General features: G+C 42.4%; 15 protein-coding genes. 14 read left to right on the top strand and 1 reads right to left on the bottom strand.

The genetic code is table 11. The annotated features are described in order from the left end of the window. Window positions 1–21: 21 nt before the first annotated feature. The gene (locus tag KHO06_RS22680) at window positions 22–1,326 is read right to left on the bottom strand and encodes a type VI secretion system ImpA family N-terminal domain-containing protein (protein ID WP_172840966.1); all 1,305 of its coding nucleotides are present in this window, start codon (window positions 1,324–1,326) and stop codon (window positions 22–24) included. A 621-nt stretch (window positions 1,327–1,947) separates the two neighbouring features. Here KHO06_RS22680 and KHO06_RS22675 point away from each other — a divergent pair. From KHO06_RS22675 to KHO06_RS22610, 14 genes are all read left to right on the top strand, one after another. After that, window positions 1,948–2,547 (top strand): hypothetical protein, encoded by a 600-nt coding sequence (locus KHO06_RS22675; RefSeq protein ID WP_045377041.1) that lies wholly within the window; start codon window positions 1,948–1,950, stop codon window positions 2,545–2,547. 9 nt (window positions 2,548–2,556) lie between these two features. Further along, window positions 2,557–4,062: an FHA domain-containing protein gene (locus KHO06_RS22670; RefSeq protein WP_212582578.1), complete on the top strand. Its 1,506-nt coding sequence runs from the start codon at window positions 2,557–2,559 to the stop codon at window positions 4,060–4,062. After that, the gene (gene tssJ / locus KHO06_RS22665) at window positions 4,055–4,555 is read left to right on the top strand and encodes a type VI secretion system lipoprotein TssJ (protein ID WP_077201632.1); all 501 of its coding nucleotides are present in this window, start codon (window positions 4,055–4,057) and stop codon (window positions 4,553–4,555) included. The genes KHO06_RS22670 and tssJ overlap by 8 nt, the downstream gene beginning before the upstream one ends. Window positions 4,556–4,566: 11 nt before the next feature. Then, window positions 4,567–5,892, top strand: coding sequence for a type VI secretion system baseplate subunit TssK (gene tssK, locus KHO06_RS22660; RefSeq protein WP_051117110.1), 1,326 nt, complete (start codon window positions 4,567–4,569; stop codon window positions 5,890–5,892). Next, window positions 5,889–6,680, top strand: coding sequence for a type IVB secretion system protein IcmH/DotU (icmH, locus tag KHO06_RS22655; RefSeq protein ID WP_005495177.1), 792 nt, complete (start codon window positions 5,889–5,891; stop codon window positions 6,678–6,680). The genes tssK and icmH overlap by 4 nt, the downstream gene beginning before the upstream one ends. Before the next feature lie 149 nt (window positions 6,681–6,829). Continuing rightward, on the top strand, window positions 6,830–10,024 hold the full coding sequence (locus KHO06_RS22650) for a PAAR-like domain-containing protein (protein ID WP_212582577.1): 3,195 nt from the start codon (window positions 6,830–6,832) through the stop codon (window positions 10,022–10,024). Next, on the top strand, window positions 10,025–10,657 hold the full coding sequence (locus tag KHO06_RS22645) for a DUF1629 domain-containing protein (RefSeq protein ID WP_212582576.1): 633 nt from the start codon (window positions 10,025–10,027) through the stop codon (window positions 10,655–10,657). Between the two features lie 185 nt (window positions 10,658–10,842). Next, entirely contained in the window at window positions 10,843–11,460 is a 618-nt protein-coding gene (locus tag KHO06_RS22640; protein WP_212582575.1) for a hypothetical protein, read from the top strand. 326 nt (window positions 11,461–11,786) lie between these two features. Next, a complete protein-coding gene (locus KHO06_RS22635; protein WP_244858414.1) occupies window positions 11,787–13,217 on the top strand; it encodes a PAAR-like domain-containing protein in 1,431 nt (476 codons plus the stop codon). 12 nt (window positions 13,218–13,229) lie between these two features. Further along, window positions 13,230–13,976: an AHH domain-containing protein gene (locus KHO06_RS22630; RefSeq protein ID WP_212582574.1), complete on the top strand. Its 747-nt coding sequence runs from the start codon at window positions 13,230–13,232 to the stop codon at window positions 13,974–13,976. Window positions 13,977–13,988: 12 nt separating this feature from the next. Beyond that, window positions 13,989–14,564 carry a DUF1629 domain-containing protein gene (locus tag KHO06_RS22625; RefSeq protein WP_025555207.1) on the top strand — a complete coding sequence of 192 codons (576 nt, stop codon included), beginning with the start codon at window positions 13,989–13,991 and terminating at the stop codon, window positions 14,562–14,564. An 8-nt stretch (window positions 14,565–14,572) separates the two neighbouring features. After that, complete coding sequence (locus KHO06_RS22620) at window positions 14,573–15,064, top strand: hypothetical protein (RefSeq protein WP_212582573.1); 492 nt, start codon at window positions 14,573–14,575, stop codon at window positions 15,062–15,064. A gap of 89 nt (window positions 15,065–15,153) precedes the next feature. Further along, entirely contained in the window at window positions 15,154–15,564 is a 411-nt protein-coding gene (locus KHO06_RS22615; RefSeq protein ID WP_212582572.1) for a hypothetical protein, read from the top strand. A gap of 428 nt (window positions 15,565–15,992) precedes the next feature. Continuing rightward, a complete protein-coding gene (locus tag KHO06_RS22610; protein ID WP_212582571.1) occupies window positions 15,993–18,788 on the top strand; it encodes a putative Ig domain-containing protein in 2,796 nt (931 codons plus the stop codon). Window positions 18,789–18,795: the final 7 nt, after the last annotated feature.

The following is an 18,795-nucleotide window of genomic DNA, read 5'->3' as shown; positions in this document are numbered from 1 at the left end:
ATAGTTTCTTTACTTGTATTGTTATTTATTGTCGTTTGTTGCAGCTTGCAACTGGTTAATCTTATATAGGTAGGTGTTCAGTAAAAGGAGGGAGCGTTCAATTTCCTTTTGCTGCGCATTCTTTTCTGCGTACTCAATCCGCCCAAGAAGTGGGAACAGCGAATTGCTGTATTCATACGCTTTCTTCGAGTCCTTGTCGGTGTTCTGTTTCGCTACGTTGGCAAATACCGTCCTAGCATAGGCAAAGCGTTTGTATATGACATCGAATTCATTTTCGAAACGAGAACGTTGGTCTAAAAAATTCTCTCGAAGTTGCTGAGCAGATGATGAATCCGGGTAGATCTCCGTCAATTCACTAGTAAGCTCATCAATGGTATTCACTTCGCTGACTTTCACGGGGTCGATTGCCCAATCGGTCATTAATGTATCAAGGCGTTCGACCGTCGCAGAACGTAAAGCGATGCGGTGTTCTTTGTTCTCAACGCTCAATGAATCGACGATTGTTGCTAGCTGTGTTAGTGACGAGTGTTCAATGTCATCTTTCAGAGTCTGGTATTTGTGCTGCTTGTAAACAAAGTGGGAAGCAAATGCGACGACAAGCAATCCAATAACAGAAAATACAACCGCGCGGCTGGACTTAGGCGCTTCTTTTACTTGCGGCTGAGGCGTCGGCTTGGTTTCTGTTTTTGGTGGCGGCGCAATATTGACTTGGATGCCACCTGGATTCGATGGTGTTTCTGGCTTCGCTTGTTTGACTTCTAATGCTTTGGCTTCCTTTGCTTTTGTTTCTTTAATCTCTTCAATCCATTGGTTCAATATACGACGAATGCGACCGAATGATGGCGCTTTAATCCCATAATGTAGGCGCAGTTCTTCTTCGATGCGTAAACACAGTTGATGCGCCGCTTCAATAAGCGGGAGCTCTTCTGGTAAGGCTCGATGCTTTTTAATTCGCTTCTCAGTGTATTCGACCATCCACTCGATGGCACTGATACGGGCATTGGCCTTCGCGTGCTCTGGGTAGGCGGTGTACCAATACACAACACATAAGTCGAGCAGTGAGTTCAAGCCTTCAACCAAGCCTTTTAAGCCATCGTTGTGCGTAGCCGCCACGGTAAAGTAGCAACTACAACGAAAGTCTTTCCCTTGAGTACTAAGAATTTTCTTAGAAAGTGTTTGAATCGTTTTCCATGATACTCGACCAGTCACTTTATTCAGGTTATTTATTTGGCGCTTAATTTCGTCAAAATCATCTAAGCCATTAGGGTTTGAGCCGCTTGGATTACTTTCATCGATCGGCCTTCTAGCGAAGTCGCTGAAAAACATATTTTCCAATTCCAACTGATTATATGAATTCTCGCTACTCGCATTAAATAAAAATGCGGTGCAATAGATCTATTTTTTTGTGGATTTTATAGTTAAAAGAAAGAAATTGAAAATAAATAATATTCAAAAACGGATAAATTAACTATGTGTGATATCCGTTCACGTTTTATGTTGCTACTGTTGACTAGTAACGTATTGTTAACAGTGATATTCGTCGCATTATTCTTGTTGTTTACGCATCAATTCGGTCTTGATCATATTTTTTATTAATTGAACAAGTGGAGATTCGGAAGCAATATGACATTATCTAAATTAAAAGCTTCTTGATTAGTTATCACTTTAATAGTTACATCTTATGAATGAATGGTAAACAGTTTTGCTTTGTTTATCATTTTATTAACAAATGAATTTGGAGTCGTTGTAGAGTGTCATCCGTAAAACTATCTGTTTATGTGTAAATTAACCTTTCGATCATATTGCAATTAATGGTAGTGATTATGTTTTTATTTATAGGTGATTTGCCTTATTTGATGGCGCTATTTTTTACCATATTGAAAAAGAAAAGAGACTTGATATCTTTCGCCCCTGAATATTATTACAAGGTTTTCCAAGAGGGACGAAATGCTAAAACCAAGTCAAGTTGGGCTAATCTCAGCCATGTGCCTATTTTCTACTTTTGCGGTTGCTAAAGGGGAACGATACGGCGGCTCAGTCAATATGCTAACGATTGAAAGTATTGACTATGACGAAGGTTCTAGTGGTGACGTAGATACCTTGCGATACGGACTTGTACACACTCGCCCTATTGATGAGAACAACAACCGCTGGCGCTGGTGGCTTGGCTTAAACTACCTTGCAGAAGATGTTGATGCACCTTCAAATGGCGTTTATCAAGAAGTCACAAACTACGAGTTCCGTGTCGTTCCTCAATATGCATTGAGTTCTTGGAGCATCTTTACTCCTTACGTCGGTGCTGGTTTGTCATTAGGTTACTCACAGTACTCCAATCGCTGGAAGGTCGACCAAGACGGCTTTCGTTATGAGGCGATTGAAGATATCGACCAGTTTGAACTTGGTGCGGTAGTCACGCTTGGTACTGCAATCAAACTTGGCAGTAATCCAGATGCACACATCCAAATCATCCCTCAAGCTTCCTACATTCTTCCAGTAGTCAATGATGGAATTGGTGGGTTAGAGCTGTCTGTTTCTCTATTATTTTAAGGTTTAGCAATGCAAACACATCAGCTAGTCCTATTCATTTCAAAGTGCCCGGAGGAATATACGGGCGCGAAGCATGTTGAAATGCCAGAAGGTGGTGGTTCAGTCGGTCGAGCACCGAGCTGTACACTACCTTTAACTGATCATAACCGTTTCATCTCTGGCACACATTGTCTGATCAGCGTATACGGTGACACGTACTACATCAGCGATGTGTCGACCAACGGCACAATGGTGAATGGCAACAAAATACTTAAGAACCAACCTGTGTCCATTGTTGATGGCGATGTGATTTCTCTGGGTCAATACGAAATTGGTGTCTCGCTAGAGCATGTCACAGCAGCCCAAGATATTGCTTCTGACATTGCGCCAGAACGTGTATCGAATGATCCACTCGTCAATCTCGGTGAGGCGGTTGTAGAAGAGGAAGAAAAAGTCGGTGCATTAGAAGACTTGTTCATGGAGACCAAGCAAGATGATGTCAATACTGACGATCCTATTGCGCATCTAAAGTTTTCGATGCAGCGTGAAGACGACCATCTTATCCGCGATGTCGAAAAGCCTGAGCCTGTAAAGGCTAAGCCAATCGAAAACACGCGACAAGTCGTTGATGACAGCTTCAGCATCCATTCTGAATTCGATATTCCAAACTTAATCCCGGAAGACTGGTTGGGAGATGCTGCCACGAGTAAAGCATCTGTCGAACCCGCGGCAGAACAAACTAAGGAAGCGGTGTTCATTCCAGAAGATTTTGCGCAAACGGAAGCCGTTCCACCTCAAGCTAGTAGGGTGGAACCAGGGGTTACCCAGCCTAAATATCAAGCACCACTTGATCACGCGACATCAAATGTTGCTCAAAGAGCAGAGCCTGTTGGTCAGAAATGGGAAGAGGTAACGCAAGCTTTTATTCCATCAGCACAACCTACTCAGCCAGAAACGAAAGCGACAGAGAACCAAGTCGGCTTTGTAAGCAATGATTCACTAGGAGCCGAGAGCGCTACGCATTCTTCCGATATCGGTAAAGCATTTTATGAAGGTTTGGGTATTAGCAACCCAGATCTGATCAGCAACGAAGCTCTGTTGTTTAAACAGATGGGTACATGTCTTCGTTTATGTATCGATAACCTGCAAAAAGACCTGCATGAAGTTGAGTCACTCAAAGGTGAACAAGGTTTAAGTGAAGCGGATTCAAACTTAGCGGAGCTGATGCTGACGCTAAATAGCCAGAACTTGCTGTCTCCGAATGAATTGGTGGAGCAAATGTTGGATGAGCTCAACGATCATCAAATTATTTTTAACAAGGCTCTCAATGAGTTGCTGATTGAACAATCAGAGACGAATGACCCTGTCACGTTTGCAAACGACGTTGCGAGTAAATCCATGTTCACCACCAAATCAAAGCTATGGGGTGAGTATCTTGAGTTTTACGCCAATAACCGTCGCCAAATGAATGAGACATCATTGAAAGGCTTGATCAAGAAAAACTACACCAAAGCGATTAAGGGAAGCCATGCGTAGTATAGCTATATTACTCGGATGCGCTTTGCTATCCGGTTGCTCCATGTGGGGGCAATTTAAAGAATCAACAGGTATTACCCCAGAAACGTCCTCAATTGAATTAGTGATTGAGGCTTCTTCGGTTCTGAATGTTCGTGAAGGTGGGCAATCCTCTCCAGTTATTTTGCGAGTTCATGAGCTGACATCACCCGTGTTGTTTCGCAGCTTAGACTTCTTCGCTTTGTTTGAGAACGATAAAGCATCACTGGGTGATGAATACATCAAACGTTATGAATACCAGATGCAGCCTGGTGAAAAGATCCACGAATTCTTGGAGCTTGACCCAGCAACCCGTGCGGTTGGATTCTCAGTCGCGTTTCGCGATATCGACGGCTCTTCTTGGCGTAAAGTCGAAGTGATTGAAGAGAAGAGTGAGTACTACATCAAACTCAAGTTAGAAGGCAGTGAGTTAATTTCTGACAACACTCGCGGCATTGAACAAGTTTACTTTTAAGGAATAAAAGCATGTCTTTATACAATCCAGTTGTTTGGCAAGATGGAATGTTCATGAAGCCGCAGCACTTTCAGCAACTCGATCGTTCGCAAAGTAAACTGTCGAGCATGTTGAGCGCAAATGCATCACCTTTGCATTGGGGCATCAAGCGTTTAGAGATTAACTCGCAACTGCTGGCGTTGGGTAAAATTGGTATTACTCGCGCTGAAGGCATTCTTCAAGACAGAACGCCATTCGAGTTGCCGCTGCTAGCTGAACTTCCAGAAGTGAAAGACGTTGATCCTTCGATTGCTGACAAGGTGGTTTACCTTTGTTGTCCGCTACCTTCTGAGCGCTCTGAGCTATTCGGCACTAAGAAAGACGGCGCACGTTACACGATGGAATCTCAAGAGGCGGTTGACGCTTGTTATGATTCGGAAGACATGGCGAACATCGTAGTGGGTAAGCTTAACTTCTGTTTGATGTATGACCATGAAGATAAGAGTGCTTACACATCGATTCCAATTCTAAAGATCTCAGAAGTAAAGCCAGACGGCAGTGTTATCTTGGATGAAAGCTTTATTCCGACTTGCATCGATATTCACGCTTCAACCGTGCTGAACAAGTTCGCCACCGAATTCGCATCTATGCTGAAACACCGTGCAGAATCTATCGTTCAGCGCTTAGGCGTGGTTGACCAGCAAGGCGTATCTTCAGTTTCTGATTTCATGCTGCTACAAGCCCTAAACCGATACGAGCCGCTATTCTGGCACTTTGCAAGCGCTGAAGGGGTTCATCCTGAGTCGTTTTATCGCATTCTTCTTCAAGCAGAAGGTGAGCTTTCGACTTTGTGTTCAGCGTCTCGTCGTCCAGTCGAGTTCACCAAATACAACCATGGCGACCTAACCAGCTGTCTATCGCGTACATTGGATAGTGCGAAGATGACACTAAGTGTGATGTCTGAGCAACGTGCAATCCCACTGACGTTGAGAGACCAAAACTATGGTATTAGAACGGCAGCGATTCCAGACAGCAAGATCATCGATACCACAACCTTTATTCTTGCGGTTAAAGCTGATGTTACTTTGGATGTTCTACATACTCAGTTTGTTAGCCAAACGAAGATCGGTTCTATCGATAACATTCGTGACTTGATTAACCTTCAACTGCCGGGAATCGAGATTAAACCAATGCCAGTCGTACCTCGTGCATTGCCTTACCACGCAGGTTACACCTACTTCGAACTCGATAAGGCAGGTGAAGAGTGGGCAGCACTTAAAAACACGGCTGCGATTGCGGTTCATGTAGCGGGTGACTTTGCTAACTTGTCATTGCAACTATGGGCTGTTCGTCTATGAGTTACGCAGAAACCGACGTCACTGTAGTTTTATTCCAACCAGAGCCTGGCAAACCGATGGAGGTGATGCCAGCGCCTGACTTGTCTCGTAATATCGCGGTACAAGACCTAAACATCGAAAACATGGGCATCAACCCGTTGGTCGACCAGTTTTCATGGTTGATCGCCAGCTTGTCTTGTATGTCTTCGATTCCTTGGCTTGATGACCCAATGCCATTTCGTGAACAAGTGGCTCGCGAGATAAGAAAAGGCGAACGTAAGCTCAATGAAATGGAATTGGACCGTGCATCCATTTTGGTCATCCGATACTGTTTGTGTGCTGCGATTGATGAATCGGTTTGCCGACAAGAGTGGGGCGCTAACAGCCATTGGAGCCAGAACAGTTTGTTGTCCGAGTTCCACAATGAAACATCTGGCGGCGATAAGTTTTTCGTTATTCTCGAGCGTTTAAAAGCAGACCCACGCAAATACCGTCACGTCATCGAGTTTCTGTATTTGCTGCTTCAACTTGGCTTTCAGGGAAAGTACGGCCGTGAAGAGCGCGGTAACGAAAAGCTCGCAGAAATCGGCAATACCATTTATCGCTTAGTGCGTGACGAACGTTTGGCGGAGCAAGAGAAAGTCTCTCTGGTTAACCTTAAGGCCAAATATCTTAAGAAACCGTTAAAAAGGGTGATTTCACCCAAGCTGATTTTGGGCGTCAGTGCGATTACCTTTGCAATCATGTATGCCGCGACCTACATCGTCATAGATTTAAAGTTTCAGCAATTGCTTGAAGTGTATCGATAAACAGAAGATCTCGAAATGAGATCTTCTGCCAGTTTTAAGCTTTATCGTGAATGTCACTAGCGGTTTAGTGAAATTCACTAGTCATTTAGAGAGATTGCAATATGCGATCTCTTTTATTATTCAATCAACAAAATTCAAATGGATTGGTTATGGGCGTAACAGTTGGTGCAAATGGACTTTCGGTAGTTCATAAAGGCTCAGGTGGTGAAGCGAATGCAACGCTCCCAGATGTTTGTTTAACGAAGGTCGGCAAGCCGATCGTTCCTATCCCTTATGGCAACAATGCTAAATCAGCAGACCTTGCTGGTGGCACTACGACTATCTCTATGGATGGTGGCAACAGTGTCGCAATCAAAGGCAGTACATTCTCAAAAAGTACCGGTGATGCGGGCGGCGATAAAAAAGGCGTCGCATCCGGCACGATAGAAGCCGAAGCAAAGTTCATTTCAGCCTCACCAACGGTTAAGTTTGAAGGCAAGGGCGTATGTCGCCTGTCCGATCAAATGACCATGAACAAAGCCAACACTATGTGTTTGGGCGGCGCACAAAACCCATCGGTCTCTGTGACGGAAGAGCAGGAAGGGACGTACACGCTGGATATAGAGTGCCGCTATCCTGATGGAGAACCTCTTGCTAATGCGAAGTTTAAGGTTTTTGACGGGAATAATGCTGAAATAGGGAGTGGAGTACTTGATTCTAATGGGCGCAGTAGTGTGTCCTCTTTACCCCCAGGTGAGTGCTATGTCGTCTACGAGGAAGATTCAAGAAAATATGAAGCTAAAACATCTCGTGGCTTAAATGGACATAAATATGAGTGGAGCGATGACGAGCTCTTTGCCCATTGTGCAAAAGAAAAACTCCCGTTTTGGGAGCCTAGAAGTGTCGACAGCGTCCGTAGTACTTGGGGTGTTTTTGACGAAAACTTAGGTTCAGATAAAGACTTTATCTCAATGTTAGCAACGGAAGTAAGAGCGCATTTTGAGTATGAGTTAACAGAGAAAGAAGCGAATAATATCTCGCAAAATATCGCGCTACTATTCAGCACAAACGACGATTATTCTGCAGTAGCAAACGAATTGATAGCTCAAGTCGCACCAATCATTGATAAAAACGGTGTAACGCTTAACTTATTACATTCCATACATGAAGATGAATCTCATAACAATATACTGGCTCTGTTGAGGCAGCAAGGTTACGGTGATTCAGAGAAGTATTTAAAAGAATTAAACTGGAATGAGTGGACAAAGTTAATATCTGGACAGCTTGACACCATACTGAGCAAAGTCGTTCAACGATTTGATACTCTCTCAAAATACGCGTTGATGAAAGGGTATCAAGTTGCTTACGATACGTTGAAGGTTCAGGCAAAAAGTGTCAATGAAGTAAAAGCAAAACTACCAGATATCACCGCTTCAGGTATGGATAAGCTGCAAGAGAAAAGCTCAAAACTGATTTCTAACGGTGCAAAGCCCAAAGTCGTGAATAACTTTTCTAATGGACAAACGACTCAGTCCGAAAAAGTATCCGATGTCGTACACGCAGAAAGAACATTACCAGTACCTTTTGCATTGGAGCTGTGTTATGACGACAAAGAAAAAACACCGGTATCGAATGTACCTTATAAACTCACTTATAGCAGTGGTGAGGTCTTCGAAGGCCTACTTAATGGTAAAGGTGTAGCAAGTGTTTATGGGGTTCCTCAGCACGAAGTGCCGAAAATTGAGTTCGGTGATCCAGATAAAGCAGCCAAAGCCGAAGCGGATCGTCCGGCACAGTTAGACGTGCTAAAAGAGGAAGTTCAAAAGTATGCCGATTATCTTGTAAAAGAAACCATTGCTTACAATGCTACCCAACCAAGCCCTCAGAAAGAGTTACTTGAAGAGCTAAAGGCACAAACTGAAGAAGAATTAAACGAACTTCGAGCAAGAAAAGCCGAGTTAGACAATGCGTCGACGACAGAATACTTTTGGGAACTTGCTAAATCATCTATCGAAGGTGTGGGAGATGGTGTAACAAACTATGTGCCTGACTTTGGCGAGATTGGCGATTACCTAGATGCGCTAGATATTGACCTCAGCGTATTAATTTATGCTATTACGACTGGTGATATCGATGAGCTAGAAGAGGCGCTAAAAAAGGTTGATAGGGGAGCGTTGTACTTACAAGAAGCGACTGAGGCAATGGAGCGGCTACTTCTAATCATTTCTGATCAGGAAATTAGAGAATATCTGCTAACTATTCCTCAGCTCTATCTGGAAGCATTACCTGCAGATGAAGCGGTGAAATATAGCCTATCCCTAGCGACTCAAAAGGGTATTGATGGAGCGATAGTAGTTGGTGGTACTGCGGCCGGTACTGCCGCTGGCGGTGTCGGTGGCCCCGCAATGGCTGTCTTATTGACAGGTGCAACGACAGCGAGGTCGGCTGGTAAAGCAGCAGAGCCTTTATTAAAAGCTTTGAATGATGTGGTTGTAGGTAAAAAGCATTCGAAAAATAACCATAAAGAGAAGCCTGAAGACGATGAAACAGAGCTAGATAAAACCTGTCCTATTTGTAGAGATTCAAAATGTAAAAATCGCAAAAGGTTGAAAAAAGGGAAAGGCGTAACGGTTCGAAAAAACCATACGAAAAATATGGCTAAGGAGTATGTTAAGCTTGGTAAAAGTTTTCCTGATCAGCATCCATGGTATATTGGTAAGAGTTCGTTGGCCGTACATCATTTGATCCCTATTGAAGCAGTAAAAGATCAGGTGCGTTTTGAAAGAGCATTCGACGATTTCAATTTTGATATCAATACAATAGATAATCTTGTGACTTTACCAATGAAGCCTATTTTAGCTTGTGAGTTACACGTTCAGTGTCATCCTACTAACCATTCCGAGGGGATTGCTTTAACTGAAGACAAAAGAGCCTTAAGTATACTCAGCGTACACGAGCAAAACAGTAATAAGGAAAAGTTAAATGATTTTGGTAACAAGCTGATTAAGGCAAAGCCTTTCCTTGCTTATCCGAAAGCGGCTCAAGAACTTGCAGCAGAAGTATTGCTGTTGATTGAAAAAGGCAAGTTTTGCAATGAAAGGGAGCCTCGAGAAGCTTTTGCCAAAAAAATGAAAGCAAAAAGTAAAGATATTCTTAGTTACATTGATGAGTTTTCTTGGACAATTGATTGGGATAGTCGCGACTATATGCCTGGTTCAAAGTATGGCTGTAGCGGGGCTAAAAAGAGCAAGGGAGAGACTTTTAAGGATAATAAAAAACAAAATCGTACTGAGCACTGTCCACACAAACGTGATCATGCACTAAATAAAGGTCAGTTTAATAAAAAATTAGAACTAGGAAGATAAATGGATTACGACCAGCAATATTATTTAATAGTAGAAAATACATGTTCGGGGGCTTTTATGCTTGGTGAAAGTGAAAAGTCAGATAAAGATTTAAGACTTTTGGCTGAGCGTTCAATTAAGCGCTATGTGAAAGGACGTGGACATGTACACCTGACTATGGGGGATGAAAGTCAGTTTTCACCTTGTGACTATCATTGGGTTATTCCTGCAGGAGTTGTATCTTATAGATTCAAAGAAGTCCTTGAAAAATTCGACTTACAAGGAGTGGATTTCTATGAAACAGATATTGAAAATAATGGTAGGGTCTGGAGTGATCATTACCTCGTTCATATCTGGCGTAACTATCGGGTAATTCATCAAGGACGTTCTCAAATAAAAGGTAATTACATTGAGAATGACTTTATCCTTGAAAAACTCTCACTGGATGAAAAGGTTTTAGATGATATCCCTCTAGAAGAACGATTAGTATTTAGGCTAAATGAAGCCGTGAAATACTTATATCATGAATCAGTTGTTGCAGAACTTAAAGCGGCGGGACTTACAGGGATGGATTTCATCAAAGTAAGAGACTGGTCTATTGGAGGTGCTTTTACCTCAGTGGATGAGGAAGATGATTTCTATGACAACCTCTAATAACTGCCTCTGTTGACTTTTTTTCGTGAAGCTATATCGACTAAGTTTTTGTGCTTTCAGCATTGTATAATGAGCGTGCTTTTGCGCTCATTATAGTTCTTACAGTTCTAACACGTCTTGCTGGCCAAACAATTTTAAGTTCTTGTAGGCTACTCACTAAATTGTTTCACTCATACGAAAATTAAATGAAATACGATAAGCAATATTATTTACTGTGTGAGTCTGGTCATGCAGGTTTTCATATGCTTGGGCAGACTAAAGAATCTGATAAAGGATTAAGGCACTTAATGGCTACATGTTCGTTAATACGTGAAGTGAAAGGCTTGGGAAAGGTTAGAGTATTTGAAGGAAACAAAAAGAGTTTCTCCCCTTGCGATTATCATGAAATTGCAGAGCAAATGGTATCCGATAAATTTAGACAAGTATTGTCACCATTTGAGCTTCCGAGGGTCGATTTTTATCCAACAGAAGTGACTAACGGCGACAAAGTCTGGTCGAACTATTTCATGATGCATATTTGGAATAACTATAGAGCTATACATCAAGGGCGTTCAGTCATTGATGGGACATATGTGAAAAATGACTTTTTCTTAGAAGCTCTATCGCTAGATGAAACGGTTTTAGACAAAATCCCGTTTGAAGAGCGTTTGGTATTTACCTTAGATGAAGATCCTAAGTTTTTGTTCCATGAAACAGTGGTTGATGCTCTAAAAGCGGCAAATCTTACTGGGGTTGGTTTCATTAGGGTTGACCAGTGGGGACCCGCTGCAATGTTTAGTGATGATGACTTCGGTGATTTATAAGTTTTTTTTGCTTCTCTGAATCTTCGCTTATATGACAAAGTAGGTGTACTTCTGTGGCAAAGAGCAATATTGGTTTTCCTCATCATCGAGAGATATAAAACTCAGATGGGTAAATAACATGAAATATTATCGAATGATGAGGGTGGCTTGTATTTATCTGAAGCTCTAGTTAATGCATTAATTAGCTTTAAACCAATAACGGTGATGCATAGACAGTTGAGCTTATGAGCTATTTTCCGGACAAGTCAAATATAATAAGCGCCGAAAGGCGCTTTTTCATTTAATACTAGATTTAATCTATAAATCATGTAAACACACCTTCTTAAGTGTTTTTTCCGAAGGTCGGCAAGCCGATCGTTCCTATCCCTTATGGCAACAATGCTAAATCAGCAGACCTTGCTGGTGGCACTACGACTATCTCTATGGATGGCGGCAACAGTGTCGCAATCAAAGGCAGTACATTCTCAAAAAGTACTGGTGATGCGGGCGGCGATAAAAAAGGCGTCGCATCCGGCACGATAGAAGCCGAAGCAAAATTCATTTCAGCCTCACCAACGGTTAAGTTTGAAGGCAAGGGCGTATGTCGCCTGTCTGATCAAATGACCATGAACAAAGCCAACACCATGTGTCTCGGTGGCGCACAAAACCCATCGGTTTCTGTTACGGAAGATCAGGAAGGGACGTATACGGTTGACTTGTACCTCTCTTACTCAGACGGTGAACCCGTTCAAGGCGCAACTTACACTCTAACCGATCAATCTGGCGCCATATTTGAAGGAACATTAGACAACAACGGTAAGGCTTCGGTCGGTGGCGTTGCTCCGGGTGAGTTTGCCATAGAGTACGGTGAGGACAGTCGCGACTTTATGCCGAATGTCCCAACGAAGACCAATCCGAACTTTAATCCTAGTGCTAACGCTCAACTGATCATTGAAGAAACAAAGAAAGGCGAAGTTGGTTTCTGGGAAAATGCTTGGACGCGAATGTCTGGTGCTGCCAGCTGGATTTGGGGCGTGATTCTTGGTGATTTCAACGATGATGCTTCCGTTGAGCAGATCATCGCCAATACGGCGCTGACGATGATTCCTGTTGTAGACCAAGCCGCTGACGTGCGCGATTTATCTGCAAACATTATGACTTTGTTGAGTGAAGAAGAACGTGATAAGCCCGAAAACTGGTTAGCACTTTCACTTACCCTTGTCGGCTGCGTTCCTACATTTGGTAGTGCAGTAAAAGGTACGTGTAAAGTTGCGCTAAAAGGGGGCAAAGGAACATCAAAAGATACTTTGCTAGCTGTTTTAAGAGGCATGGGTAAAGGCGATCCAGAAAAATTCTTGCGTACATTAGATTGGGTGAATTACGCCAAGCAAACCAGCCAGATTGTTAGCGATGTTCTAAAACCTTGTATTGAAGTGGCAACCGAGTTGGCTTCATATGCAAACAGAATGGGTGCAGATGAGCTTGGTGCGTATTTCTTGAAGCTAGCGGATGAAGTGAAAATCATCGATAAGATGGTGCCGGACAAACTAAAAGAAGCGATGGGCGAGTTTGATAAGCTTTTTGCTCGCATCTTAGGTAAGGGCGAGAAAACGTACCCAGCAAAAGTAAAACATAATACCGGTGAGTCTGCTCAGTCAGGAAAGAACTCTGCGAAGGCGAATGAGGATAAAGATAAGAAACCTGTTAGGTGTAAGATTTGTCGCCGTATTGCTGGTCACAAAAACGGTCAGTGTTCAGAAGCACTGAAAGTGAAGTAGTAAGGGATTAATATGGGCATTAGAGAAAATGAAGGGCGTTATGTTCGTTCACGTAGTTTGCGGGATACTGCGGTTAAAAAGAAGCACCCATTGAACTTTATGGACAGAGCCGTCGCCTCTCATCATATCATTTCTTGCGAAGCTACACGTAGACTATCTAGTTACCGCCGTAAGCAAATAACTTATAAAGGCTATGATGTAAACCACACGTGGAATTTAGTAATTTTGCCAATGCAAGATAAAATTGCGTGTCAATATAAATTGCCGTTGCATAGCTCTAGCCACAAAGATAGTGGAATCGTAACTCACTATGAAAAATCTATGGGAGTTTCTGTCTCTGGATTACAGAGCGAGTTAAAGAGCGAAGTATTGAACGAGAGCGACCAGCTAAAGAAGAAGATCTTCGAAGACGATGTCGCAGTAATTGATGTGCTAAGCGGGTACCATAAAGTCATTGGTGTGAAGTTGGCTCGTACTCTTAAGGGGTTAAACTGCAAAACTAATAAAGAGCGATTTACTGCAAAGTTGGACGACCTATCTATTGATATTCTTGGTGAAATTAGCCGAAACAAATTGTTACTAATACAGAGAGGTGCTAACTTTTTACCAGGAAAAAGTGGATGCGAAACATGCAGTGAACCAAATGCAAAAACTAATCGAGTGCATTTTAATAGTCAAGATAATGCCCCCAGTACTATAGAAGTAAAAGCATTTTGCTATAGTGGTCGTCGATTAAAAACAATCAAAGAACAAAAATAAAGTAGGGTATATATGTATTTTTCATTGATCTCCGAAAACTACTTCTCTTCAAGTGTTAACTTTGTTTCTGTAGATAACAGAGAGTCGTTGTACAGTACAAACCATTATCATCCAACTTCATCGATAAACCCTGTTGTGTGGGTGGATAGTGAAGGAGGAAGTATAAAAAACGTTGGACCGATAGTTGATTGTGGTGATTTATCGGTAAGTCGTCTATTTGCTGAAATCTTAATGAGTTTCGACCCTTTTGGTATTGAATATTACCCTTCTCAGCTGAAGTTGGAGGATGGAGAAGTACAGAATCGATACATTTTAGCTATCAATAATATTATAGATGTACTAGATGAAGAGCGTTCAGATATCGAAATCTCTCCAAGAAGCGGTGAACTGATAGTCCACGAATTATTTATTTCTGAAGAAAAGTTAAAGCAAATTCCGTTATCTAATAGAGTAGCATTTCGAGTAAAAGGTGCTGAAACGGCGATGTTTTTTTGTGAAGAATTGTTTGATGTGATTGACTTTATGGCAGAATTTGACTCTTTGAGAAAAGCTAAGATTAGCACTGATGACCTTGCTCCAAAGTTTTGAGGCTTAAGATGAAAGAACAATATCATATACTAACTAAACAATACCTAGGTAACTTTCCATTCCAACAAAGCCCCAAGCCAATTGTGCCAGTAGAGCCCGACTTGCTTTTGGAAATGACTTTTTCTCCAAAGCTATTTATCATCAGTGATATTGCATCAGAAGTAGAGAAACTGGTCGTACACGGAGTTGAGTGGTTAGACGCTCGTGTGGATTGTTCTCCAAGCCAACCATCTGATGATGAAATTAAAGTTTACGAAGATTATCGAATGCCTTATATCCATCAAACTTATAAATTGACGGATAAAGAAAAACAATACGGTATGTTGAACTGGTTAGACATCGAATCAACAGAGTTTGACTTCTCTAAATTAGAAAATATTCCTTTAGAAGAGCGATTAATATTTAAACTAGAAGAAGATTTTGGCTTCGTTTTCATTCACCAAAGTGTGATTGACCTTCTTAAAAAAGACGTCAAGGACGTTTGGGTAAGGGATGTATAATGACAAGCGCCGAAAGGCGCTTTTCTTTTCGTAAAGTTCATGTACACGCATGAAAAAAATAATAAATAACACTACAGTGGTTAGGAATAATGAATAAAACAATTAAATTAACTTTGCTGCTTGCAGCAGCGACATCGGTTGTTGGCTGTCAAACTATGCCGAGTCAAGCATTGAATTCTACGGCAACACAAGAAACCATTGAAAAAGCGAAAGCCGAACTCGATGGGCAGCGTTTCTACAAACTTAATGAATATGACCAAGCGATTGAGGTTTCTGACGACGGGGTCATTGTGTTCAAGTCTTACTTACCTCGTAGCGGCGGTTACGAATGGGTGCCTGTCGTAATTCAGGACAGCAGTTTTCATGTTTCATGCGACTATTTCCGCGAGTTTGTAGACGCAGGAATGGTAGTGCAGGCACAGTTTGTCGGTAAGGGCGGGCGTATTGAATATTATGATAAACAACGTTGTGAAGAGCACGGCGTACCAGTTTGGAATTAAAACGTTTCTATTAAAGCGCCTTTCGGCGCTTTTTTAATACACGAACCCTGAGCTATATATTCTTTATCGTTTCGATAAAAATTTGCAATCGTCATTTGTTTGACATTAACCTTGTGTTAACCCCTGTCGGATTACCATCACCTCGTTGTCACATTACGTAGCATTATTGGTATTTTAATGAAGGGTGATAAATCCCATTAATGACATATCAACTTACATAGGCTTAGAAGTTGAAAAATGTCGTCCCCAATGCTCACTATGTTGATTTAACTTTCTAGTTATCTAGATATGCACTTGAAACGAATAGTTTCTTTCTAATTTATTAGAGCTAAATACATTTCAAATTTTTAGATAACAAAGTTCTCATTTGTTATCCGATTTCTTGCGTCAGTACTTACTGTAGATCAACATGGTAAAGTTATATAAAGATGAATAAATTATTTCTAGGGGCATGTATTAGCCTCTCACTGATGGGGTGTAATTCGGAAAATACATCTGTTCAGAATAATGAAGAGCCTAGCTTTCAAGGGTTGGAAAAAATTACAGCCATTATCGGTACACCAACAACTTCAAAAATTCATGCCTACGATAATGATGGCGACAAGTTAGTGTTCTCTTTAAGTGAGCAACCTAATTGGGTCAGCATTAGCAAAGAAGGCCTTTTAACTGCTAATCCAACTCAAGCAGACGTGGGTGACTACCAATTTAAAGTGATTGTATCTGATGGTTTTGTGGCCAAAGAAGCGGTCGTTTCGATCAGCGTTGAACTGCCTTCAACTCCAGAGTCCGATAACGAGGCTCCAGTGGTTGAAGACCTATCAGAACTTGAGCTAATCACTAACCAAATTGAAAGTGTTCAAGTTGAAGCCTTTGACAAAGAAAGTGACGAACTTCAGTTCTCACTCAGTGGGCACCCTGAATGGATTTCTATTGACCAGAAAGGGATGATCACATTTAAACCCAAAACTGCCAATGTTGGCAGCCATACTTACCTTGTTTTGGTATCGGATGGTGTGAACATTACCCAAAAACCAATGGCTGTTGATGTTGCTTTGGGTATGACGCCTGTTGACCCTGACTTAATTAATAATGCTCCAGTGATTGAAGCGGTACCAGAAATCAGCTTGGTGACTGGACGCAACGGCTTCTACAAGGTGAAAGCCAGCGATAAAAATGGCGATGCATTGACATACTCATTGATTGGCCAACCGAGTTGGGTGTCAATTAGTCCAACTGGCCAGTTGAGCTTCAAACCCCAAACACAACATGAAGGGCAGCATCAATTCACCGTATTAGTTTCAGATGGCAGTCTGACGGCGAAACAAGTGGTTCGCACTAAAGTGGCACTTGCGATGACGCCAGTTGAACCCGGTTTAGTGAATCATGCGCCGACGGTAAGTGAGATCCCTCAGATCAATTTGGTAACGGGTAAACCCGGTCAACACCAAGTGATTGCGTCGGATAAGAACGGAGACGCGTTAACGTATACGTTAGAGGGACAACCTGAATGGGCAACCATCAGTCAATCAGGAAGCCTCTCGTTCTCACCGAAAACGATGGACGAAGGCACTTACACGTTTAACGTCTTGGTTTCTGATGGCAGCTTAACCACTACTCGCGTTGTGACGACAAAAGTTGCACTTGCCATGACACCGGTAGAGCCTGGTTTGATCAATAACGCACCAGAAGTGGAAGTTTTGCCTGAGCTGAAACTAGTGACAGGTAAAGCGTCTCAACAGCAGGTGGTTGCTTTTGACAAAAATGGCGATGCGCTGACGTTTGCATTGGAAGGCCATCCGGATTGGATCTCGATCGATAAATCAGGCTTGTTGTCATTCAAGCCTGCGACGGAGCATGAAGGTGTACACACTTTCAAAGTGTTGGTATCAGATGGCAGTTTGACGACGATTCGCAATGTGACTGTAGATGTGGCTTTGGCGATGACACCCGTTGACCCTGACTTGATCAACAATATCCCTGAGATTGCATCTATCCCTGTTATTCAGTTAGTGACAGGTAGAACTGGCGAATACCAAGTGGTTGCGACGGACAAAAACGGCGATGCGCTGACGTATGCGTTAGAAGGTCAACCAAGTTGGGTGGCGATGGATGCAACAGGATTAATGTCATTTGCGCCCCAAACAGAAGACGAAGGCAAATATACCTTCAACGTGTTGGTTTCTGACGGTAGCTTAACCGCAAAGAGTGAAGTGAACCTGAATGTAGCGTTGGCAATGACACCTGTTGACCCAGACCTGATCAACCATGCGCCAGTATGGGAAGTGGTGAAACTACCAACCGCAGTAGTGGGTGATGAGTATCATTTCCAAATCAAAGCGACAGACCAAGATGGTGATGAGATCAGCTACTCGATCCAAAATGCGCCGAGTTGGCTATCGATTGATAGTAAGACGGGTTGGATTGACGGTGTGGTAACGGAAGAGAGTCTTGGCGATGTTGAACTTGAAGTCAGCGCGAGTGACGATGGCTTAAGTGCAGTTCAATCAGTTGTGTTGAGCACCGAAGGCAAGATGCTAGAAATGGCCTACAACGATGTTCACGATGTCACGTTTGAAACGCCAATGACATTGCCTAGTGCAGAAGTGATCTATGGCTCTGCAGCAGATGACAGTGCTCTTGAGATCACAAAGTCTGTGTACGTAGACGATGTAGTATTCGAACATGATGGTAGTGATTGGTATTTACTAAACAAAACTCACATGCCTCTTGGCGTCGTTGCGATCAATTATCAAGGTGCAGAATTCCCAGCCTTGTTGGATTTGGGTAGAGAAATTCCACCATACACCAAGGTTAAGTTAGCTCTAGATGTTGATACTCTTGAAGGGTTGACATACGTAAATCAGAAAACCATGTTTGATCCTAATATCGGTTTAGGTTGGGATACAGGTGAGTGTAGTGATAAAGCTAAAACATGTTATAACTCACCTAAAATTGGCCCGGAGCGAGAAACTTTTGAGCGTACACTCGCATACATTCACGAAGCGTTCAATCGTGTGAGCTACGTGGAAGAGGTTGAAAAGTTCTTTAAGGCAAACTGTTCAATTTATTCTGTTTGTACAAACCATGTTGCTAAGTTTCCGGATGCGATTAATTACGGTTATCACAGTTACTTATCTATTGGTCAGCCAGGGCATGACTTGACGATGCGTTCCATGCGAAATAACTACGCCGCAGAGGGTATGGGGGGGAGGCAGTTGGCCTGATATCTCA

The organism is Vibrio sp. B1FIG11 (genome assembly GCF_905175335.1).
GTDB lineage: Bacteria > Pseudomonadota > Gammaproteobacteria > Enterobacterales > Vibrionaceae > Vibrio > Vibrio campbellii.
This window is presented reverse-complemented; position numbering and strand designations above follow the sequence as displayed.